Raw genomic sequence first — 19,484 nt, forward strand, 5'->3', positions numbered from 1 at the left:
GCCTGGGATGGCCAGCCTACTTCTGCTTGCTGCCTTTTATGTTGCCGACGACTCCGCCAGCGACGGCGCCAATCGCCGCACCGGTCCACCCGCTGCCGCCGGCGATTGCGGCGATGCCGGCGCCGGCTGCGGCACCGATGGCCGCGCCACTCATGGTTCCCTGTTGCTGGGGCGTCATCGAGGTGCAGCCGGCCGCGCTCACTGCCGTGAGGATTGCTGCATAGGCTAGGAAGCGTTTCATCTTCATCTCCGCTACCTGTTCTTATCGAGGCCAGGCACGACCATCTCGAACCAGATGGTCTCGATGACGGGCCGTTTGACTCGGTCGGGATTGGCGCCGTACCAGGTGTTGAGCCCTTCGCGCACGGAGTCGAGGGTGTGTCCCTTCAGGCCTCGGCCGAAACGCGGAACCAGGCTCTGTTCGTCGGACGGCGGTTTCGCCCCGTAGTAGGCCGCCTCCACCTGGTACGCATTGGCGATGCCGATGAGATAGGCCTTCTTCAGCTGTTCCGACGATTGCATCCATTGCTCGCCGGTGATGATGGGGACCTCGTCGGCCCGGGCCATGTTCGATGCCATTGCCAGGGCCGCGCACGCCGCCCATGTCAGCACGCCCGTTCGTAATGCACTCATCATTTCTTCTCCTCGCTGGCCTCTCCCCGAGACTCGACGCTCTGGTCCGCGCCGATCACGGGTTGCCGCACCCCATCAAGTGTAGGAGCCAGGGGTGGGAATGCTGGGAAAGTGATGCACCCGCACCGTCGTCAACCGACGTCGTGCATTGCACGGTGGACAGGCGGCAACGATGACCTGAGCGGTGCCTACGATGAGCAAAAAAAGACCCGCCATGAGGCGGGCCACAAGCCGTCCAGCAAGAAACTCAGTAGGCGGCGTCCATGCCGTCGTCGATCTCGATGCCTTGCGCGCGCATCTGCTCGATCAGGCCGGCGCGAACGTCGGGGAGGTTGAGCAGGGAGACCTTGCGGACCCTCGCCACTTCCTCCTCGGTATAGGGCTGGTAGCGCTCCGGCATGCTGGCGCCGGCCATGCCGTCCTTGCGCAGCAGCCAGTTGAGCAGGTCGGCCAGCTGGGCGTTGTTCAGCGCCGACTGGGACATGCCCGGCACGCGCACGAGGAATTCGCGGCCGCCCTCCACCTTGAGGAAGTTGCCGACGAAACCCTTCATCTTCGGGGTGTCGTTGGCCCGGGAGCCGGTGCCGTCGCCCAGGTGGCAGCCGGCGCATTGCAGCTGGTAGTTCACCGGGGTGCTGTAGCCCGCCTGGGAGATGGGTTTCTGCGGCTCCTCGTTGCCCGGTGCGTGCTTCTGGTTGGGGTCGGGGATGGCGCGGGCCATGGCCTGGGGGGCGGCCATGGCGCAGGCCAGCGCGATGATCAACGGCAAACGCATGACAGCCCCCTCGGCTCAGACCGCGACGCCGCGGATGATGGACACGGTGCAGTGGTAGATGTGCGACTTGGCCGCGAGGCACCAGTTCACGTCGTTGTTGTTGAACGGACGGTACAGGGGTTCCTCGCTGTCGTTGCGGGTGCAGGCGCACTGGGCGCAGCTGTGCTTACCGCAGCAGTCGTTGTAGGAAATGATGTAGTCCTTGCCGTCGGCCGGGTTGCGGCAGGTGCCGATCCAGGTCACCTGGGAGGCTTCGGTGCCAGGCGGGCAGGAGGTGACGGAGCCGCCGCAGCAGGCGCAGAGGAAGCCGTCCACCGAGCAGTAGCGCCAGTAGTCGCAGCTGGTGGGGTCACCCGGGTCGCCGGCCTGGGGCGCTTCGGCGGCCAGGGCCTTGCTGGTGCGGTCGATGGGCAGCAGCACCGGCAGGGCGGCGCCGGCCACCATCAGCGAGCCGATGCGGCCGAGGAAGTTGCGCCGCGAGGTGGTGTCCGCCACGTGGCGCGAGGAGCGTTCGAACAGACGGTCTAGCAGTTTCATCGGGGGCTCCCTTCCTTAGTGGTTGTGCGCGCCGTGGGCGTGCGAGTGGTTGTGCAGGTACTGCTGCAGGGTGGCGCTGCCCAGGTGCTCGGTCTCGAACAGGCTGTCGAGGTGTTCGCGGGAGTTCACCAGGCCCTTGGCGCGCAGCACGCCGGCCTTGTCGATCAGCGCGGCGTAGGGGAGCTTGCCGATCTGGTAGGTCATGCCGACTTCCGGGCCGACCACGTAGGTGGCGTCTTCCAGCTTGTGCTCGGCGATCAGCGCCTTCTGCGCGTCCATGTCGCCGTCACTGACGTAGATCACGTCGAGACGGTCGGCCTGGTCCCTGGCGATGGACTTGATGGCCGGCAGCAGGGATTTGCAGATGGGGCAGGTGGGCGAGAGGAAGAACAGCAGCTGGGCCTTCTCGCCGGCGTAGCCGAAGTTCACCGGGCGGCCGTTACGGTCGGCGGCGGTGACTTGCGGGGCGGGCTCGTTGACGGCCACGCCCTTGTCGACCATGAGGGCGCCGGCGGGGGCCAGGCGGCCGTGGAGTACGCCGATCTGGCGGACGAGGCCCATGACGGCGAAGGCCAGGGCGATGAGCAGGCACCAGAGCAGGATGTTGGAAACGATCAGGGCTTCCATGGTTCACCTTCCAATGAGTTTGAGCAGACGGGGACCGTTGGCCAGCAGGCCATCGGCGGCGACGTAGAGGAGCAGGGCGACGGTGCTGGCGGCGATGACGACGAAACTGTCGAACACGCCCAGGTCGCGGCCCAGGGGGGCGAGGCTGGCGACCAGCGCCAGGCCCACCAGCGCGGCGTTGCGGGCCAGCAGCACCGGGCGGATCGGCTGGGCCTGTTCCGGCCCCGCGCAACCGCAGTCGATGTCGCGGCGTCCGCGCCACAGGTTGATGCCGATGGCCAGGGCATAGCCGGCCAGCAGGGCGGCGGCGCCGAGGGCGGCCAGGTGGCGGCTCGCGGGCACCAGCAGGGCGAAGGCCAGGGCCGCCTCGATCCAGGGCAGGACCCGGGACACCGGGCGTACCAGGCCAGGGGGCAGCAACTGATAATCCTCCAACTGATTGGCGAACCGGGCCGGGGCGCGCAGCTTGTGGGTCGCGGCGCTGGCCAGGATCACCGCCACCGCGAGGGCGGCGGCTATGACGAAGATGGGATCGGGTTGCATGGCGGCACCTCGTCAGTGGCTGAGGACCTGGGTCGCGGTCTTGTGGACGCCTTCCATGGTGCCGGTGTGCTTGCCGCTCTTCAGGTCGAAGACTTCCAGGCCGCCGGCGATGTTGGTGCCCAGCAGCAGCGGGTTGTCGTCGCGGGTGGCGTTCAGGCTCCAGATCGGATTCGGCGCTTCCAGGGTGGCGATGCGCTTCCGGGTCTTGAGGTCGAAGACCCAGACGATGGGGCTCGGGTCTTCCCACTTCATCGGCTCGTGGGCGTCGTGCATCAGCACGTAGAGGCGATTCAGCTTCGGCGCCACGGTGATCAGCTGCCAGCCGCCCGGGGCCCAGCCGGCCTTCTTGTCGGCCGCGTCGGTCACCAGTTCCCAGGCCGGGAGGAGCTTCGGCTGCTTGCCGGAGAAGTCCACGCCGCGCACGGTGCCGGTGGTGGTGACGAAGTAGTAGGTGTCGCCCACGGCGTAGGCGCGCTCCACCAGCTTCTCGGCGTTGGGGTCGAAGAAGGCGGTGTGGCTGCGGGCGATTTCCTTGCCTTCGTCGTTCAGGGTCACCAGTTGCAGGTTGCCGTCGCCGCAGAGCGAGGCGAAGGCGCGCTTGCCCACCGGGTAGCTCAGCACGCAGCCGGGGATGGCGATCTCGGTGGCGACGGCCTTGGCCTTGATGTCCACCACGGTCACCGAGGTGGACGGGGTGAAGTTGAAGACGTAGACGAAGCGGTCGTCGCTGCTGGTACCCAGGGAGTAGCGCTGGGTCAGGGCTTCGGCGCGCTTGCTGGGGATCACCACTTCCCAGTCCGGGGACAGGGTGCTGGTGTTCCAGGCGGTGAGCACGTCGGTGCGGGTGCCACGGGTGCCACGGGAATAGAACAGGTCGGCGGAGTAGAGGTACTTGCCGTCGCGGCTCAGGGTGGAGGGCGCGGCGAAGCCGGTGCTGACCATGCCGAGCACCTTCTTCTTCTCCGGGTCGACCACGACCACGCGGCCGGTCACGAAGTTGTCGAACTCCACGTCGATGACGTAGGCGCGATGGGGTTCCGGGGGGAAGGGCAAGGTGGTCTGGCCGATGCCAGGGTCGGCCGGCAGCTCGGCGCTGGCGTTGCCCAGGCCGGCGAGCGCGACGCCCAGTGCCAGCGTGGTGTGGGCGAGGATCCTGGTTATTCGCATAGGGGCGGCTCCCTGAATTATTGGAATGGATCGCGGGTGCGGGCAGAAATCTGCAGTCCTAGTCTGCCCCTGTGGAGTGCAGGGGAACTTGCTGTCCGTGCCAATCCCTTGTGTGCCCGTGCCACGGGTTGTGGCTGGCTGCCAAACCGCTGGAAGCGCCGCAGAAAGCATAGACCTGGCAGGGAGTGACCTGTATCAAGGCGACTTCCTGCTTGAATACGGAAGATTCATACGAGCCAACGGACTGAGCGGGAGGACGGATGAAATTTCCAAACGGACGCACCTTGACCTGGGCCCTTGCCGTTCTGCTGGCGGCCGCCGCCGCTGCCTGGTACGGGCTGAGGCCCTCAGGGCTGGGGGAGGGCTTCGCCAGTGGCAACGGGCGCATCGAGGCCACCGAGGTGGACGTGGCCACCAGGATGGCCGGCCGCGTGGCGGAAATCGTCGTCGACGAGGGGGATTTCGTCACCCAGGGCCAGGTGCTGGCGCGCATGGATACCCAGGTGCTGGAAGCCGAATTGGCCCAGGCCCGCGCCGAGGTGCGGCGGGCGGAGAACGCCAAGCTCACGGCCCAGGCCCTGGTGGCCCAGCGGGAGAGCGAGAAGGTCACCGCCGCGGCGGTGGTCAGGCAGCGTCAGGCGGAGCTGACCGCCGCCGAGAAGCGCTTCGCCCGTACCCGAACCCTGGTGGCTCGCAATGCCATGCCCCAGCAGCAGCTGGATGATGACCGCGCGGTGCAGCAGAGCGCTGAGGCGGCACTGGCGGCGGCCCGCGCCCAGGTGCTGTCGGCCCAGGCCGGGGTGGAGGCCGCCAGGTCCCAGGTGATCGAGGCCCAGTCCGCCATCGAGGCGGCCACCGCCAGCACCGTGCGCCTGGAGGCGGATATCGACGACAGCGTGCTTCGTGCGCCGCGCGCCGGGCGGGTGCAGTACCGCATCGCCCAGCCCGGCGAAGTGCTGGGTGCCGGTGGCCGGGTGCTGAACATGGTGGACCTGGTGGACGTCTACATGACCTTCTTCCTGCCGGCGAACCAGGCGGGGCGGGTGGTGCTTGGCCAGGACGTGCGCCTGGTGCTGGATGCCGCGCCCCAGTATGTGATTCCGGCCAGGGTCACTTACGTCGCCAGCGTCGCCCAGTTCACGCCGAAGACGGTGGAGACCGCCAGCGAGCGGGAAAAGCTGATGTTCCGCGTGAAGGCGCGCATCGACCCCGAGCTGCTGAAGAAGTACGTGACCGCGGTGAAGACGGGCGTGCCCGGGATGGCTTACCTGAAGCTGGATCGGGAGGCGCAATGGCCTGAACACCTGGATGTGAAGGTCCCGCAATGAGCGCCCCTCAAGGCTGTATCGCGCGGCTGGACGGCATCGGTCTCCGCTACCGGGAGGTCCACGCCCTGGCCGACGTGACCCTGGACCTGCCCGCCGGCCGAATGGTGGGCCTGATCGGTCCCGACGGCGTTGGCAAGTCCAGCCTGCTGGCGCTGCTGGCCGGCGCTCGCAAGGTGCAGGCGGGGCGCCTGGAGGTGCTGGGCGGCGACATGCGCGAAGCGTCGCACCGCAGCGCCATCTGCCAGCGCATCGCCTACATGCCCCAGGGACTGGGCAAGAACCTCTACCGGACGCTGTCGGTGTTCGAGAACGTCGATTTCTTCGGTCGCCTGTTCGGCCATGAACGGGAGGAGCGCGAGCGGCGCATCGCCGACCTCTTGCAGAGCACCGGCCTGGAGCCCTTCCGCGAGCGTCCGGCGGGCAAGCTCTCCGGCGGCATGAAGCAGAAGCTGGGGCTGTGCTGTGCGCTGATCCACGACCCGGACCTGCTGATCCTCGACGAGCCCACCACCGGCGTCGATCCGCTGTCGCGCAACCAGTTCTGGCAACTGATCCAGCGCATCCGCGACGGCCGACCGGGCATGAGCGTGGTGGTGGCGACCGCCTACATGGAGGAGGCCGAGCGCTTCGATTGGCTGGTGGCCATGGACGAGGGCCGTGTACTGGCCACCGGCAGCCCGGCGGAGATCCGCCAGCGCACCGGCTGCCAGAGCCTGGAGGAGGCGTTCGTCGCGCTGCTGCCGGAGGCGAGGCGACGGGAGCACCAGGCGCTGGTAATCCCCCCGCGCACGTCGGGCCAGGGCGAGGTGGCCATCGAGGCGGAAGGGCTCACCTGCCGCTTCGGCGATTTCGTCGCCGTGGATCATGTGAGCTTCCGCATCGAACGTGGGGAGATCTTCGGCTTCCTCGGCTCCAATGGTTGCGGCAAGTCCACCACCATGAAGATGCTCACCGGCCTGTTGCCGGCCAGCGAGGGCCGTTGCGCGCTGTTCGGCCAACCGGTGGACGCCAACGATCTGGAGACCCGCCGCCGGGTGGGCTACATGTCCCAGGCCTTTTCCCTCTATTCGGAACTGACGGTGCGGCAGAACCTCGACCTGCACGCCCGACTCTTCCACCTGCCGGAGGCGGAGATCGGCCCGCGCGTGGCCGAGATGCTGGAGCGTTTCCAGTTGCAGAAGGTCCAGCATGAGCTGCCGGGCGGCCTGCCCCTGGGCATCCGCCAGCGCCTGTCCCTGGCGGTGGCGGTGATCCATCGGCCGGAAATCCTCATCCTCGACGAACCCACCTCGGGGGTGGACCCGGTGGCGCGGGACGGCTTCTGGGCGCTGATGGTGGAACTGTCGCGCCGGGATGGGGTGACCATCTTCATTTCCACCCACTTCATGAACGAGGCGGAACGCTGCGACCGCATCTCGCTGATGCACGCCGGCAAGGTGCTGGACAGCGACACGCCGGCCGGCCTGATGGCCAAGCGTGGCCAGGACAGCCTGGAAGCCACCTTCATCCTCTACCTGGAGGAGGCGGCGGGGCAGGGTGGCCAACCTCCGCAGGCACCGCCGCCCGCCAAGCCGCCACCCGCGTTCGGTGAGCGGGCGGAGGCACCGCGCCGGGAGTTCAGCCCGCAGCGGATGTTCAGCTATGCCCGCCGCGAAGCCATGGAGCTGCGCCGCGACCCCATCCGCCTGACCCTGGCGCTGCTCGGCACGGTGCTGCTGATGTTCATCATCGGCTACGGCATCAGCCTGGACGTGGAGGACCTGTCCTACGCGGTGCTAGACCGCGACCAGACCACCAGCAGCGAGACCTACGCGCTGAACATCGCCGGCTCCCGCTATTTCATCGAGCGGCCGCCGCTCCGGGACTACGAGGAGCTGGACAGGCGCATGCGCCGCGGCGAACTCAGCCTCGCCATCGAAATCCCGGCGGGTTTCGGCCGCGACCTCAAGCGCGGCGCCAGTCCGCAGATCGGCGTCTGGATCGACGCCGCAATGCCCACCCGGGCCAGCACCGTGCAGGGCTATGTGCAGGGGTTGCACAGCGACTACCTGAAGGAGCTGGCGCGTACCTCCACCGGCGTCGCGCTGCCAACGGCCGCCACCATCGAGTTGCGCTACCGCTACAACCCGGACGTGGAGAGCATCCAGGCCATGGTGCCGGCGGTGATCCCGCTGCTGTTGATCATGATCCCGGCCATGCTCACCGCCCTGGGCGTGGTGCGGGAGAAGGAACTGGGGTCCATCACCAACCTCTACGTCACACCGGTGACGCGGCTGGAGTTCCTGCTGGGCAAGCAGTTGCCCTATGTGGGCATGGGGATGTTCAACTTCGTGCTGATGGCGGCCCTGGCGGTGCTGGTGTTCGGCGTGCCGCTCAAGGGCAGCCTGGCGGCCCTGCTGGTGGGGGCGCTGCTCTATGTCTGCGTGGCCACCGGCATCGGCCTGCTGATGTCCACCTTCATGCGCAGCCAGATCGCCGCGGTGTTCGGCGTGGCCATCGCCACCATGGTGCCGGCCATCCAGTTCTCCGGGCTGGTGCACCCGGTGTCGTCCCTGGAGGGCGCCGCCGCGCTGATGGGCAAGCTCTATCCCACCTCGCATTTTCTGGTCATCAGCCGTGGGGTGTTCTCCAAGGCCCTGGGCTTTGCCGATCTCGCGCCGTACTTCCTCGCGCTGCTGGCGGCCATTCCGGTGCTCACGGTGCTGAGCGTGCTGGCGCTGAAGAAGCAGGAGGACTGAGCCATGCGCTCACTGGTCAATATCTTTCACCTGGGGCTCAAGGAGTTCCGCAGCCTGCAGCGGGATTACGCCATGCTGCTGCTGATCGCCTGGGCCTTCAGCCTGGGGGTCTACAGCTCCGCCACCGGCCTGCCGGAAACCCTCCACAACGCCCCCATCGCGGTGGTGGACGAGGACCGTTCGCAGCTGTCCAGCCAGTTGATCGACGCCTTCCAGCCGCCTTACTTCCGGACGCCCGCGCTGATCGACCAGGCCGCGATGGACCGTGGCATGGACACCGGTCTCTACACCTTCACCCTGAATATCCCGCCGGAGTTCCAGCGCGACCTGCTGGCCGGCCGCAGCCCGGCGCTGCAGCTGAACGTGGACGCGACCCAGGTGGGCCAGGCCTTCAGCGGCGCGGGCTATATCCAGAGCATCGTCGGCACCGAGGTGCAGCAGTTCGTCCAGCGCTACCGGGGCGATACGCCGCTGCCGGCGGAGCTGGCGCCGCGCATGCTGTTCAACCCGAACCTGACCCAGGCCTGGTTCGGCGGGGTGATGGAGGTGATCAACCAGATCACCATGCTGTCCATCATCCTCACCGGCGCGGCGCTGATCCGCGAGCGCGAGCACGGAACCGTGGAGCACCTGCTGGTGATGCCGCTCACCGCCTTCGAGATCATGCTGGCCAAGGTCTGGTCCATGGGGCTGGTGGTGCTGGTGGCGACGGCCTTGTCGCTGAGGCTGGTGGTGCAGGGCTGGCTGGCGGTACCCATCAGCGGGTCCGTCGGCCTGTTCATGCTGGCGGCGGCGCTGCACCTGTTCGCCACCACGTCCATGGGGATATTCCTTGGCACCCTGGCGCGCTCCATGCCACAGCTGGGGCTGTTGACCATCCTGGTGCTGATACCGCTGCAGATCCTCTCCGGCGGCACCACGCCCCGGGAGAGCATGCCGGAGCTGGTGCAGCAGATCATGCTGGTGGCTCCCACCACCCATTTCGTCGCCCTGGCCCAGGCCATCCTCTATCGCGGCGCAGGGCTGGAGATCGTCTGGCCGCAGCTGCTGGCCATCATCGCCATCGGTGCGGCCTTTTTCGCGGCGGCGCTGTCCCGGTTCCGCAAGACCATCGCGCAGATGGCGTAGGGTGGCAGTGGGGCGGCGACCCGCCGGTGCCCGCCAGCGGGAAACGCGGCCCAACGTATCTGGTGCAGCGATGGGCCAGATACAATTCGTTTTTTTCCCGGAAGCCGCCTCGTGAAGTGGGACATTTTCTGCAACGTCGTCGACAACTACGGCGATATCGGCGTGACCTGGCGCCTGGCTCGGCAACTGGTGGCCGAGCATGGCCAGGACGTGCGTCTCTGGGTGGACGAGCCGGCGGTGTTCGCGCCGCTCTGCCCAGGGGCGGATCCACTTGCCGAGTGCCAGTGGCAGCGTGGCGTGGAAGTTCGCCACTGGCGTCGGGACTGGCCGCCGGTGGAGGTCGCCGACGTGGTGGTGGAGGCCTTCGCCTGCCAGTTGCCGGCCCTCTATCTGCAGGCGATGGCGACCCGCTCGCCGGCGCCGCGCTGGTTGAACCTGGAGTACCTGAGCGCGGAGGACTGGATCACCGGTTGCCACGGCTTGCCATCCTTCCAGCCCAATGGCCTGCAGAAGGCGTTCTACTTCCCCGGTTTCGTCGCGGGGGCCGGCGGTGTGTTGCGGGAGAGCGGCCTGATGGAGCGTCGCGACGCCTTTCAGGGCGATGCCGGGGCGCGTCGCGCCTTCCTCGCGGGCCTCGGGGTGATGCCGGAGCCGGATGCACTGCTGGTGTCCCTGTTCGCCTATGAGAACGCCGCCCTGGCCGGCTGGCTCGATGCACTGGAGGCCGGATCGAGGCCGGTGCACCTGCTGGTGCCGGTGGGGCGGGTGCTGGGGGATGTGGGGCGCTGGCTGGGGCGGGAAGACCTGGCGGCGGGTGAGGGATTCCGCCGGGGCAACCTGGCGATCCAGGTGCTGCCGTTCGTCAGCCAGGAGGACTATGACCGCCTGCTCTGGTGCTGCGACTTCAACGCCATTCGTGGCGAGGACTCCTTCGTTCGCGCCCAGTGGGCCGGCCGGCCGTTTCTCTGGCACATCTACCAGCAGGAGGAGGGCGCCCATTGGGACAAGCTGGAAGCCTTCCTCGCGCTCTATTGCCGGGGGTTGTCCCCCGAGGCGGCGGAGGCGCTGGCGCTCGGCTGGCGGGCCTGGAACCGGGGCGACGGGATGGGCGAGGCCTGGAATGGCCTGTTAGGCTGTTGGCTCGAGTTGCAGGCCCATGCGTCAGCCTGGTGCCGCGAGCAGGCCCGATTGACCGATCTCGCGACAGGTCTGGTGCAGTTTTGTACAAAACCGCTATGATACGCGGCCTGTTTTTTGTCACCCATCCACATCGGATATTCGTATGAAAACCGCTCAAGAGTTCCGCGCCGGCCAAGTCGCCAACATCAATGGCGCTCCCTGGGTCATCCAAAAGGCCGAATTCAACAAGTCCGGCCGTAACAGCGCCGTCGTCAAGATGAAGCTGAAGAACCTGCTGACCGGCGCCGGCACCGAGACCGTGTTCAAGGCCGACGACAAGCTGGAGCCGATCATCCTTGAACGCAAGGAAGTGACCTACTCCTACTTCGCCGATCCGCTGTACGTGTTCATGGACACCGAGTTCAACCAGTACGAGATCGAGAAGGCCGACCTGGAAGGCGTCATGGCCTTCATCGAAGACGGCATGACCGACGTCTGCGAAGCCGTGTTCTACAACGATCGCGTGATCTCCGTCGAACTGCCGACCACCATCGTTCGCGAAATCGCCTACACCGAGCCGTCCGTTCGTGGCGACACTTCCGGCAAGGTGATGAAGACCGCTCGTCTGCACAACGGCTCCGAGCTGCAGGTTTCCGCCTTCTGCGAAATCGGCGACTCCATCGAGATCGATACCCGCACCGGCGAGTACAAGTCCCGCGTGAAGGCCTGATCCTTCTTTCGCGAGACCTGAAAAAGCCCCGGCAGATGCCGGGGCTTTTTTGTTTCCGCCGTCTTACTTCAGGTGATCTTTCAGCGCCTCGCCAGCCTGTTGCATGGCGGCGCGGGTGCCCGGGACCTTGGCCAGGACGTTGAGCAGGCCGAAGTCGTGGATCATGCCGTTGTAACGAACGGCGGTCACCTCGACGCCAGCGGCGTCCAGTTTGCGAGCGTAGGACTCGCCCTCGTCACGCAGCACGTCGAACTCGGCGGTCTGCACCAGCGCCGGCGGCAGGCCCTTCAGCTGCTCGGTGGTGGCCTGCAGCGGCGCGGCGTAGATCTCGGCGCGCTGGCGCGGGTCGGTGGTGTAGCTGTCCCAGAACCACTTCATCATGTTGCGGGTCAGGAAGTGGCCGTCCTCGAACTGGTTGTAGGACGCGTTGTTGAAGTTCGCGTCGGTCACCGGCCAGAGCAGCGCCTGGAAGCGGATCTTCGGCGTGCCCTTGTCCTTGGCCATCAGGCTGACCACTGCGGCCATGTTGCCGCCGACGCTGTTGCCCGCGACCGCCAGGCGCGTTCCGTCGACGCCGATCTCCTTGCCATGCTCGGCCACCCACTTGGTGGCGGCGTAGGCCTGGTTGATGGCCGTCGGGTACCGGGCTTCGGGGGAGGGTGTGTAGTCGACGTAGACCGCCACGGCTCCGGAGTTGGCCACCAGGTCGCGGATCAGGCGCTCGTGGGTGGGGAAGTCGCCCAGCACCCAGCCGCCGCCGTGGAAGAACATGAACACCGGCAGGGTGCCCTTGACGCCGGCGGGGCGAACGATGGTCAGGTCGATCGGCTGGCCGTCGGCCTGGATGCGTTTCTGGCTCACCTCGGCCTTGGGCAGTTCCAGTTTCACGCTGGCCTGGGCACCGCTCAGTACCGCACGGGCGTCCTTCGGCGACAGGGTTTCCAGGGGCTTGCCACCACCAGCGGCGAGGGCTTCCAGGAAGGCCTGGGTGTTGTGTTCCACGCCCGGGCTGCCGGCGGCGAAGGCGTGGCCGACGGAGAGTGCGAGCAGGCTGCTGGTGACAAGGGTGCTGATCGATTTCATGGCGTATTCCTCGGCTTGGTTTGCTGGCTAAAAACTTGCGCGCTAAGTAAGTGCGTGAGATGAAAATTAGCGGTGTTTTATTTTGTGCGCAAGATAATTATTGGATGTTTTTGGAATAAAGGCCCGCTGACGTTGGAATAAGGCCGTCAGACGGCCTTGTCCAGGTTCCCGCGCAGGGCGACGAGTTCGTCGCGAAGTCTGCCCAGTTGCTCCGGGGCGAGTTCGGTGGCGGCGAGGATGCAGGCGGGGACGGTCTTGGCCCGCTCATGAAGGGCGCGCCCTTGCTCGGTGAGGCGCAGTTCCACCACGCGTTCGTCCTTGGCGCTGCGGGTGCGGGTGATCAGGCCTTCCGCTTCCAGGCGCTTGAGCAGCGGGGTGAGCGAGCCGGGGTCGGTCAGCAGGCGGCTGCTGATCTCGCCCACGGTGATACCGTCGCCCTCCCAGAGCACCATCATCGCCAGGTACTGCGGGTAGGTCAGGCCGAGCTCCTGGAGCAGCGGCTTGTAGACCTTGGTCATCAGCAGGGAGGTGGAATAGAGGGCGAAGCAGAGCTGGTTGTCCAGCATCAGCTCCTTGCAGGGTTGGATGGACATGGCGGATCTCCGGAGGCGTTGGATGGGTCTAATTTAGCGCGCAAGCCTTTCGCGGGCAAAATTAATCCCGCGAAGGGCGCTGAGAGCCCGCGTCCATCAGGCACGCCCCAGGTCGGACAGGGCCAGGTCCCAGGGTGGTACCGGACCGAAGCGGTTCCTGAGGAACTCCAGCAGCAGCCGGCTGCGTGAGCTGGCTTCGCCTTCCAGACGCAACGCATAGATGCCACTGGGCTCGGGTGCGGGCAGGCCCCCCTCGCAGAACAATGGCACCAGTTCGCCCCGAACCAGGTACTCGCTGATGAGCCAGGTGGGCAGATGGGCGATGCCCAGCCCGCCCAGGGCGCTGAAGAGCAGCGCCTCCGCGTTGTTGGCGGTCATGCGCAGACGACCGGGACGGATGTGCTGGAGCTTGCCGTCCACTTCGAAGCGCCAGGCATAGGGCGGTGCCAGGGCGTCCCAGTCCAGGCCTTCGTGGTCGGTCAGTTCCCGGGGGTGGCGCGGAACGCCTCGGCGTCGCAGGTAGTCCGGGCTGGCGCAGAGCACCCGTACCATCGGCGCCAGGGGCGTGGCCACCAGGCGTGTGTCGGCCAGCGGACCGATGCGCAGCACCAGGTCCACTTGGCCGAGGTTGCCGCCTTCCAGGTCGATGAAGCTGTCGATGAGCCGCAGTTGCACGTCCACACCCGGGTAGGCGCTGAGGAATTCGGCTATGGCCGGGGCCAGATGGCGGCGACCGAAGGGGGCGGGCGCATCGATGCGGATCAGGCCTTCCGGTGCGCTGCTGAGGGACACCGCTTCGGCGCGGGCGAGGCGAAGCTCGGCGAGCACCCGTTTGGCCCGTTCGGCAAAGGCCAGGCCGGCGGGCGTGGCTTTTACCGCATGGGTGCTGCGCACGAATAGGTTGGTGCCCAGTGCCTTCTCCAGCGCGTCGATGCGTCGGGCCACGGCGGAGGGGGTGAGGGGATGGCGACGCGCTGCGGCAGAGAAGCTGCCGGAGTCGAGGACGTCGAGGAAGAGGTCGAGTTGCTGGGTGAGGACATCAGGATTCATGACGCTGCCTATGCGAGTTTCGCATAGCCATTGTGCGTCGCTGTGCGTTTCCGCGACAAGCGCGGGCGCGTAGCATGCGCTCATCCCCACTGGAGGCCTTATGGATCCGTTGTCTTTTGCGTTGAACGTCGTGCTGGGGGCGGCTCTGGGTACCCTGGGCGGCCTCTTCGGCATCGGTGGCGGCCTGATCGCGATTCCCGCATTGGGCCTGCTGTTCGGCCTGGACCAGCAGTTGGCCCAGGGCACCGCCCTGGTGATGGTGGTGCCCAACGTGCTGCTGGCGCTGTGGCGCTACCACCAGCGCAACCGGATCGATCACCGCCATGCCTTGTTGCTGGCGACCACCAGCCTCGGCTGCGCCTGGCTGGCCTCGTTGTTCGCGGTCCAGGTGGATGCCGAGCGCATGCGCCTGGCCTTCGTCGGCTTCCTGCTGGCGCTGGCGGCCTACAACCTGGCGCGGATGTTCATGGCCGCTGCCCGGGCCAGCGGCGAACTTCGCCATCCCTGGCCCTGGCTGGGCGTACTGGGCGGCGTGGCGGGGGCGGCGGGCGGCCTGTTCGGCGTGGGCGGTGCGGTGATCGCGACGCCGGTGCTGACCAGCGTCTTCGGGACCACCCAGGTGGTGGCCCAGGGCCTGTCCCTGGCGTTGGCGGCGCCCAGTACCGCCGTGACCCTGGCCACCTACGGCCTGCACCAGCACGTGGACTGGGCCATGGGCCTGCCGCTCGCCATCGGCGGCCTGCTGAGTATCAGTTGGGGTGTGCGCCTGGCCCATGCCCTGCCGGAGCGGGTGCTGCGCGGGCTGTTCTGCGCCTTCCTGCTGCTGTGCGCGGTGATGCTGGCGTTCAGGTGAGCCACTGGCCCGCCGGAGTGTGGCCCTGCGGGTGACGATTCGGGGCCATTCTCACGAGGATCTCAGATGCGGAAACCCTCGATGATGTGTTCGGCGAGGGTCTCGGTCACCGGCGACTTACTCCGCTCGTTGCGCAGCAGCATGATGTTGGCCAGCGGCAGTTGCGGCAGTCCGTCCTCTTCGCCCAGCACCCGCATGTCGGGGGTGATCAGGCTCTGCAATTGCGCGGTCACCGCCAGCCCGGCGCTGACCACGGCCATGATGGCCGAGAGGCTGGGGCTGGTGTAGGCGACGCGGTACTGGCGCCCCATGGCGTCCAGGGCGTTGCAGGCCCAGGCACGGCAGAAACAGTCGCTGTTGAACATGGCCAGGGGCAGGGGTGTCTGTTCGTGGGGGCTGAAGCCGATGGCTTCGGCCCAGACGAAGCGCTCCTGTCGCAGCAGTTCGCCGATGTCGTGCCCGGGCTTGCGGGTGACGATGGACAGGTCGAGGTCCTGGCGCTGCAGCAACTGCGCGCTGGACTCGCAGTGCACCTCCACCTGCACCAGCGGATAGGCCTGGGCGAAGCGCGAGAGGATCCCCGGCAGGAAGCGCATCACGTAGTCGTCCGGGGTGCCGATCCGCACCGAGCCGACCATGTGCGGCTGGCGCAGGGTGTTCATCACCTCGCCGTGGAGCTTGAGGATGCGCCGCGCATAGCCCAGCAGGATCTGCCCTTCGGCCGTCAGTCGCACCTGGCGGCCGTCCCGCTCGAACACCGCGCGCTGCAGCACGTCCTCTTCCAGCCGCTTCATCTGCATGCTGACCGCCGACTGGGTGCGGTTGACCACTTCAGCCGCGCGGGTGAAGCCGCCGTAGTCGGCGATGGCGACGAAGGTGCGCAGGAGTTCGGTGTCGATGGCGGGGTAGTTCATTCATCAAATCCCGAGATGCATGGCATAAGAAACATTCGTTGGATTGATGTTAGCCCTGGTTGGACACTGGCGCCATCCCCACTGGGAGGGCGACATGATGAAACGACAACGTGGCTTTATCGGCACTCTGCAACAACCCCGCTTCGAGAACCCCTCGAGCCGTGAACGCTGGCTCACCGGGATCTGGATGCAGATCCGCCGTTGGGAGCAATTGGCGCGTGAGCGCAATCAACTGGCGAGCATGAGCGATGACATGCTCAAGGACATCGGCCTGAATCGTGCCGATGCCGTGACGGAAAGCGAGCGCCCCTTCTGGGATGATCCGCTGAAGAAGTGACCCCGAACCACGGCCCGCCGCCGGTGAAGCGCAGGGCGGGCCGTTGCAATCCAGGACTGACAGGAAGGAAACCATGTCCAGCCGATTTGAACTGGCCCAACTGAACATCGCTTCGATGAAGGCCCCCCTGGAGTCGCCGGTCATGGCCGACTTCGTGGCCAACCTCGAACCCATCAATGCCCTGGCCGAGCGCTCGCCGGGCTTCATCTGGCGCCTGCAGGACGAGGCCGGCGATGCCACCGCGATCCGTCCCTTCGGCGCCGAAGTGCTGGTGAACCTCTCGGTCTGGCGCGACGTGGCCAGTCTCACCGACTTCGCCTACCGCTCCGATCATGCACAGATGCTGCGCCGGCGCAGGGAGTGGTTCGAGCGCCTGTCCGCCATGCACCAGGTGCTTTGGTGGGTGCCCGAGGGACACCGGCCGAGCATGGAGGAGGGTGCGCGGCGACTGGCGCACCTGCGGGAGCGGGGGCCGACCCCCGAGGCCTTTACCTTTCGCCAGAGCTTCCTGGCCCCGGACCAGGCGCGGCCCATTGCAACCTTCGCGGAGACCGGGGCCGAGTGATGCTACCTTGAAGCGTCTTTCCCAACCGACGGCACGGAGCCCATGACGCTGACCTTCTCGCTGAACGAAGCCCGCCGCGTGGCCCTGGCGGCCCAGGGCTTCGCCCGCGCGCCCCGTGGGGCCATCCGCCATCGCCAGTTGCTGGCCCAGGTCCAGGCCCTTGGCGTGGTGCAGATCGACTCCGTGAATGCACTGGTGCGTTCCCACTACCTGCCGGCGTTCTCCCGGCTCGGGCATTACGACCGTGAGCTGCTGGACGATCTCGCCTGGGGGCGTCCTGCGCGGCGGGCGTTGTTCGAGTACTGGGGGCACGAGGCTTCGCTGCTGCCCCTGGAGCTCTACCCACTGATGCGCTGGCGTATGCGCCGCGCCGCCAGGGGGCAGGGCATCTACCAGCAGTTGGCGCGCTTCGGCGAGGAACGGCGGGACGTGATCCAGCGGGTGCTGGGGGCGGTTCGGGAACAGGGCGCCCTGGGCGCTGGAGCCCTGAGTACCCGGGAGGAGCGCGCGGGTCCCTGGTGGGACTGGAGCGCGGAGAAGCATGCGCTGGAATGGCTGTTCGCCGCCGGCGAGGTGACCGTGGCCGGGCGGCGCGGCTTCGAGCGGCTCTACGACCTGCCCGAGCGGGTGATTCCCCCGGCGATTCTCGATCAGCCCGACCTTCCCGAGGACGAGGCCCAGCGCCGCCTGCTGCTGCGTGCCGCCGAGGCGCTGGGCGTTGCCACCGAACGCGACCTGCGGGACTACTACCGGCTGGACAGTGACGACTGCCGTGCGCGCCTGGCGGAGCTGGTGGAAGAGGGCGCCCTGCAGCCGGTGCGGGTGGACGGCTGGCGGCAGGCGACCTATTGCCCGGGCGAGGTCCGGGTGCCGCGCAAGGTGCGGGCGAGCGCGTTGCTGTCGCCCTTCGATTCGCTGGTCTGGGAGCGGGCGCGCACCGAGCGGCTGTTCGATTTCCGTTATCGCCTGGAGATCTACACGCCCCGGCACAAGCGCCAGTACGGCTACTACGTGCTGCCGTTCCTCCATGACGAACGCCTGGCGGCGCGGGTCGACCTGCGCGCCGAGCGCGCCCAGGACCGCCTGGCGGTGCATGCCCTGCACGAGGAACAGCAGGGCTTGAGCGAGGCCGGCATCCAGGCCCTGGCCGGCAACCTGCAAAGCATGGCGGCCTGGCTTGGCCTGGGCGAGGTGGTGGTGACCTGCGGCAACGCTGGCACGGCGCGGTTGCGTGGCTGCCTGGCGGGGAGCTGACGGCCGCTGCGACGTCGCGGCTGCTCAATGATGGGTATCGCTGCGCTCAACCGCATCCTTCGGTGCCACCCTAGGGTGCGGGGCGAGGCGGGATCAGCGGCGGATCTGCTTCAGGGTTTCGGCGATCAGGAAGGCCAGCTCCAGGGACTGGTCGGCGTTCAGGCGCGGGTCGCAGTGTGTGTGATAGCGGTCCGAGAGGCCGTCCTCGGTGATGGGGCGGGCGCCGCCGATGCATTCGGTGACGTTCTGTCCGGTCATCTCGATATGGATGCCGCCGGCATAGCTGCCTTCGGCCTGGTGCACGTCGAAGAATTGCCGGACCTCGCCGAGGATGGCGGCAAAATCGCGGGTCTTGTAGCCGCTGGAGGCCTTGATGGTGTTGCCGTGCATGGGGTCGGAACTCCACAGCACCTTGCGGCCTTCACTCTGGACGGTGCGGATGAGGCGGGGCAGGTGCTCGCCCACCTTCTCGGCGCCCATGCGCACGATCAGGTTGAGGCGCCCCGGGTCGTTGTCCGGGTTGAGGATGTCGATCAGGCGGATCAGCTCGTCGCTGTCCATGCTCGGGCCCACCTTGACGCCGATGGGGTTGCCGACGCCGCGCAGGAACTCCACGTGGGCGCCGTCCAGTTGGCGAGTGCGGTCGCCGATCCAGAGCATGTGGGCGGAGCAGTCGTACCAGCCGCCGGAGAGGCTGTCGCGGCGGACGAAGGCTTCTTCGTAATTCAGCAGCAGGGCTTCGTGGGCGGTGAAGAAGCTGGCTTCACGCAGTTGCGGCGCGCTGTCCAGGCCGCAGGCGCGCATGAAGGCGAGGGTCTCGTCGATGCGGTCGGCCAACTGGCTGTAGCGTTCGGCCAGGGCGGAGTTGGCGATGAAGTCCAGGTTCCACTGATGCACCTGGTGCACGTCGGCGAAGCCGCCCTGGGCGAAGGCACGTAGCAGGTTGAGGGTGGCCGTGGCCTGGTGGTAGGCCTGCAGCAGGCGCTCCGGATCGGGGATGCGGCTGGCGGCGTCGAAACCGATGCCATTGACGATGTCGCCACGGTACGCCGGCAGGGTGATGTCGCCCTGGGTCTCGTTGCCGGAGGAGCGCGGCTTGGCGAACTGGCCGGCCATGCGACCCACCTTCACCACGGGACAGCCGGCGGCGAAGGTCATGACGATGGCCATCTGCAGGAGCACCTTGAAGGTGTCGCGGATCTTCGCGGCGGAGAATTCGGCAAAGCTTTCCGCGCAGTCGCCGCCCTGGAGCAGGAAGGCGCGGCCTTCGGTCACTTCGGCGAACTGGCGGCGCAGTTCACGGGCCTCGCCGGCAAAGACCAGGGGCGGATAGCTCGCCAGGGTCTGCTCGACGTGCTCCAGTCGGGCGGCGTCCGGGTACTCGGGCTGTTGCTGGATGGGGCGCGCCCGCCAGCTGTCAGGACTCCATGCTTGGCTGCTCATTGGTGTCTCGGTGGGATCGGTGGGGAGATCGCCATGTTAACCGAAAGCCCGGGCGTGGCATCAGGGC

21 protein-coding genes are annotated in these 19,484 nt (G+C 67.3%); 9 read left to right on the forward strand and 12 right to left on the reverse strand.

What is annotated here, in order from left to right; all coding sequences use genetic code 11:
* Positions 1–16 precede the first annotated feature (16 nt).
* From KF707C_RS11830 to KF707C_RS11860, 7 genes are all read right to left on the reverse strand, one after another.
* Positions 17–241: a YMGG-like glycine zipper-containing protein gene (locus KF707C_RS11830; protein ID WP_003451349.1), complete on the reverse strand. Its 225-nt coding sequence runs from the start codon at positions 239–241 to the stop codon at positions 17–19.
* 11 nt (positions 242–252) lie between these two features.
* A complete protein-coding gene (locus tag KF707C_RS11835; RefSeq protein ID WP_100244191.1) occupies positions 253–633 on the reverse strand; it encodes a hypothetical protein in 381 nt (126 codons plus the stop codon).
* Between the two features lie 247 nt (positions 634–880).
* The gene (locus KF707C_RS11840) at positions 881–1,408 is read right to left on the reverse strand and encodes a hypothetical protein (RefSeq protein ID WP_003451340.1); all 528 of its coding nucleotides are present in this window, start codon (positions 1,406–1,408) and stop codon (positions 881–883) included.
* A gap of 15 nt (positions 1,409–1,423) precedes the next feature.
* Entirely contained in the window at positions 1,424–1,945 is a 522-nt protein-coding gene (locus tag KF707C_RS11845) for a methylamine dehydrogenase light chain (protein WP_088190820.1), read from the reverse strand.
* A gap of 15 nt (positions 1,946–1,960) precedes the next feature.
* Positions 1,961–2,572: a methylamine dehydrogenase accessory protein MauD gene (gene mauD / locus KF707C_RS11850; RefSeq protein ID WP_003454322.1), complete on the reverse strand. Its 612-nt coding sequence runs from the start codon at positions 2,570–2,572 to the stop codon at positions 1,961–1,963.
* A 3-nt stretch (positions 2,573–2,575) separates the two neighbouring features.
* Positions 2,576–3,115 carry a MauE/DoxX family redox-associated membrane protein gene (locus tag KF707C_RS11855; RefSeq protein WP_003454324.1) on the reverse strand — a complete coding sequence of 180 codons (540 nt, stop codon included), beginning with the start codon at positions 3,113–3,115 and terminating at the stop codon, positions 2,576–2,578.
* A gap of 12 nt (positions 3,116–3,127) precedes the next feature.
* A complete protein-coding gene (locus KF707C_RS11860; RefSeq protein ID WP_003454329.1) occupies positions 3,128–4,282 on the reverse strand; it encodes an amine dehydrogenase large subunit in 1,155 nt (384 codons plus the stop codon).
* Positions 4,283–4,542: 260 nt separating this feature from the next.
* Here KF707C_RS11860 and KF707C_RS11865 point away from each other — a divergent pair, with 260 nt between their 5' ends.
* From KF707C_RS11865 to efp, 5 genes are all read left to right on the forward strand, one after another.
* Positions 4,543–5,610 (forward strand): HlyD family secretion protein, encoded by a 1,068-nt coding sequence (locus tag KF707C_RS11865; RefSeq protein WP_003454333.1) that lies wholly within the window; start codon positions 4,543–4,545, stop codon positions 5,608–5,610.
* Positions 5,607–8,348 carry a ribosome-associated ATPase/putative transporter RbbA gene (gene rbbA, locus KF707C_RS11870; protein ID WP_003454335.1) on the forward strand — a complete coding sequence of 914 codons (2,742 nt, stop codon included), beginning with the start codon at positions 5,607–5,609 and terminating at the stop codon, positions 8,346–8,348. The genes KF707C_RS11865 and rbbA overlap by 4 nt, the downstream gene beginning before the upstream one ends.
* Positions 8,349–8,351: 3 nt before the next feature.
* Positions 8,352–9,476, forward strand: a complete 1,125-nt coding sequence (locus KF707C_RS11875; RefSeq protein WP_003454339.1) for an ABC transporter permease — start codon at positions 8,352–8,354, stop codon at positions 9,474–9,476.
* Between the two features lie 111 nt (positions 9,477–9,587).
* On the forward strand, positions 9,588–10,715 hold the full coding sequence (gene earP, locus KF707C_RS11880) for an elongation factor P maturation arginine rhamnosyltransferase EarP (protein ID WP_003454340.1): 1,128 nt from the start codon (positions 9,588–9,590) through the stop codon (positions 10,713–10,715).
* Between the two features lie 43 nt (positions 10,716–10,758).
* Entirely contained in the window at positions 10,759–11,325 is a 567-nt protein-coding gene (gene efp / locus KF707C_RS11885; protein ID WP_003454343.1) for an elongation factor P, read from the forward strand.
* A gap of 63 nt (positions 11,326–11,388) precedes the next feature.
* Here the strand turns inward: efp and KF707C_RS11890 are convergent, their stop codons facing one another.
* From KF707C_RS11890 to KF707C_RS11900, 3 genes are all read right to left on the reverse strand, one after another.
* On the reverse strand, positions 11,389–12,408 hold the full coding sequence (locus KF707C_RS11890) for an alpha/beta hydrolase (protein WP_003454345.1): 1,020 nt from the start codon (positions 12,406–12,408) through the stop codon (positions 11,389–11,391).
* 146 nt (positions 12,409–12,554) lie between these two features.
* On the reverse strand, positions 12,555–13,001 hold the full coding sequence (locus KF707C_RS11895; protein ID WP_003454347.1) for a MarR family winged helix-turn-helix transcriptional regulator: 447 nt from the start codon (positions 12,999–13,001) through the stop codon (positions 12,555–12,557).
* A 96-nt stretch (positions 13,002–13,097) separates the two neighbouring features.
* Entirely contained in the window at positions 13,098–14,051 is a 954-nt protein-coding gene (locus KF707C_RS11900; RefSeq protein WP_003454349.1) for a LysR family transcriptional regulator, read from the reverse strand.
* Positions 14,052–14,151: 100 nt separating this feature from the next.
* On the opposite strand from KF707C_RS11900, the gene KF707C_RS11905 reads away from it, so the two are divergent.
* Positions 14,152–14,904, forward strand: a complete 753-nt coding sequence (locus tag KF707C_RS11905) for a sulfite exporter TauE/SafE family protein (RefSeq protein ID WP_003454350.1) — start codon at positions 14,152–14,154, stop codon at positions 14,902–14,904.
* A 62-nt stretch (positions 14,905–14,966) separates the two neighbouring features.
* Here KF707C_RS11905 and KF707C_RS11910 read toward each other — a convergent pair whose 3' ends face one another.
* A complete protein-coding gene (locus tag KF707C_RS11910) occupies positions 14,967–15,818 on the reverse strand; it encodes a LysR substrate-binding domain-containing protein (RefSeq protein ID WP_003454351.1) in 852 nt (283 codons plus the stop codon).
* 97 nt (positions 15,819–15,915) lie between these two features.
* Here KF707C_RS11910 and KF707C_RS11915 point away from each other — a divergent pair, with 97 nt between their 5' ends.
* The 3 genes from KF707C_RS11915 (at position 15,916) to KF707C_RS11925 (ending at position 17,974) form a co-directional block, all read left to right on the forward strand.
* Complete coding sequence (locus KF707C_RS11915; protein WP_036993448.1) at positions 15,916–16,155, forward strand: DUF1127 domain-containing protein; 240 nt, start codon at positions 15,916–15,918, stop codon at positions 16,153–16,155.
* A gap of 73 nt (positions 16,156–16,228) precedes the next feature.
* Complete coding sequence (locus KF707C_RS11920) at positions 16,229–16,720, forward strand: DUF3291 domain-containing protein (RefSeq protein ID WP_003454353.1); 492 nt, start codon at positions 16,229–16,231, stop codon at positions 16,718–16,720.
* Between the two features lie 42 nt (positions 16,721–16,762).
* Entirely contained in the window at positions 16,763–17,974 is a 1,212-nt protein-coding gene (locus tag KF707C_RS11925; protein ID WP_003454354.1) for a winged helix-turn-helix domain-containing protein, read from the forward strand.
* Between the two features lie 93 nt (positions 17,975–18,067).
* On the opposite strand, the gene KF707C_RS11930 is transcribed toward KF707C_RS11925, so the two are convergent.
* Positions 18,068–19,417: a class II 3-deoxy-7-phosphoheptulonate synthase gene (locus KF707C_RS11930; protein WP_003454355.1), complete on the reverse strand. Its 1,350-nt coding sequence runs from the start codon at positions 19,415–19,417 to the stop codon at positions 18,068–18,070.
* Between the last annotated feature and the right edge of the window lie 67 nt (positions 19,418–19,484).

This window comes from Pseudomonas furukawaii (assembly GCF_002355475.1).
Lineage (GTDB): Bacteria > Pseudomonadota > Gammaproteobacteria > Pseudomonadales > Pseudomonadaceae > Metapseudomonas > Metapseudomonas furukawaii.

Excerpts from the sequence above, each read along its gene's own strand:
- KF707C_RS11830 (WP_003451349.1), bottom strand. The coding sequence starts at position 241 with ATGAAACGCTTCCTAGCCTATGCAGCAATCCTCACGGCAGTGAGCGCG.
- KF707C_RS11835 (WP_100244191.1), bottom strand. The coding sequence starts at position 633 with ATGAGTGCATTACGAACGGGCGTGCTGACATGGGCGGCGTGCGCGGCC.
- KF707C_RS11840 (WP_003451340.1), bottom strand. The coding sequence starts at position 1,408 with ATGCGTTTGCCGTTGATCATCGCGCTGGCCTGCGCCATGGCCGCCCCC.
- KF707C_RS11845 (WP_088190820.1), bottom strand. The coding sequence starts at position 1,945 with ATGAAACTGCTAGACCGTCTGTTCGAACGCTCCTCGCGCCACGTGGCG.
- mauD (WP_003454322.1), bottom strand. The coding sequence starts at position 2,572 with ATGGAAGCCCTGATCGTTTCCAACATCCTGCTCTGGTGCCTGCTCATC.
- KF707C_RS11855 (WP_003454324.1), bottom strand. The coding sequence starts at position 3,115 with ATGCAACCCGATCCCATCTTCGTCATAGCCGCCGCCCTCGCGGTGGCG.
- KF707C_RS11860 (WP_003454329.1), bottom strand. The coding sequence starts at position 4,282 with ATGCGAATAACCAGGATCCTCGCCCACACCACGCTGGCACTGGGCGTC.
- KF707C_RS11865 (WP_003454333.1), top strand. The coding sequence starts at position 4,543 with ATGAAATTTCCAAACGGACGCACCTTGACCTGGGCCCTTGCCGTTCTG.
- rbbA (WP_003454335.1), top strand. The coding sequence starts at position 5,607 with ATGAGCGCCCCTCAAGGCTGTATCGCGCGGCTGGACGGCATCGGTCTC.
- KF707C_RS11875 (WP_003454339.1), top strand. The coding sequence starts at position 8,352 with ATGCGCTCACTGGTCAATATCTTTCACCTGGGGCTCAAGGAGTTCCGC.
- efp (WP_003454343.1), top strand. The coding sequence starts at position 10,759 with ATGAAAACCGCTCAAGAGTTCCGCGCCGGCCAAGTCGCCAACATCAAT.
- KF707C_RS11890 (WP_003454345.1), bottom strand. The coding sequence starts at position 12,408 with ATGAAATCGATCAGCACCCTTGTCACCAGCAGCCTGCTCGCACTCTCC.
- KF707C_RS11895 (WP_003454347.1), bottom strand. The coding sequence starts at position 13,001 with ATGTCCATCCAACCCTGCAAGGAGCTGATGCTGGACAACCAGCTCTGC.
- KF707C_RS11900 (WP_003454349.1), bottom strand. The coding sequence starts at position 14,051 with ATGAATCCTGATGTCCTCACCCAGCAACTCGACCTCTTCCTCGACGTC.
- KF707C_RS11905 (WP_003454350.1), top strand. The coding sequence starts at position 14,152 with ATGGATCCGTTGTCTTTTGCGTTGAACGTCGTGCTGGGGGCGGCTCTG.
- KF707C_RS11910 (WP_003454351.1), bottom strand. The coding sequence starts at position 15,818 with ATGAACTACCCCGCCATCGACACCGAACTCCTGCGCACCTTCGTCGCC.
- KF707C_RS11915 (WP_036993448.1), top strand. The coding sequence starts at position 15,916 with ATGAAACGACAACGTGGCTTTATCGGCACTCTGCAACAACCCCGCTTC.
- KF707C_RS11920 (WP_003454353.1), top strand. The coding sequence starts at position 16,229 with ATGTCCAGCCGATTTGAACTGGCCCAACTGAACATCGCTTCGATGAAG.
- KF707C_RS11925 (WP_003454354.1), top strand. The coding sequence starts at position 16,763 with ATGACGCTGACCTTCTCGCTGAACGAAGCCCGCCGCGTGGCCCTGGCG.
- KF707C_RS11930 (WP_003454355.1), bottom strand. The coding sequence starts at position 19,417 with ATGAGCAGCCAAGCATGGAGTCCTGACAGCTGGCGGGCGCGCCCCATC.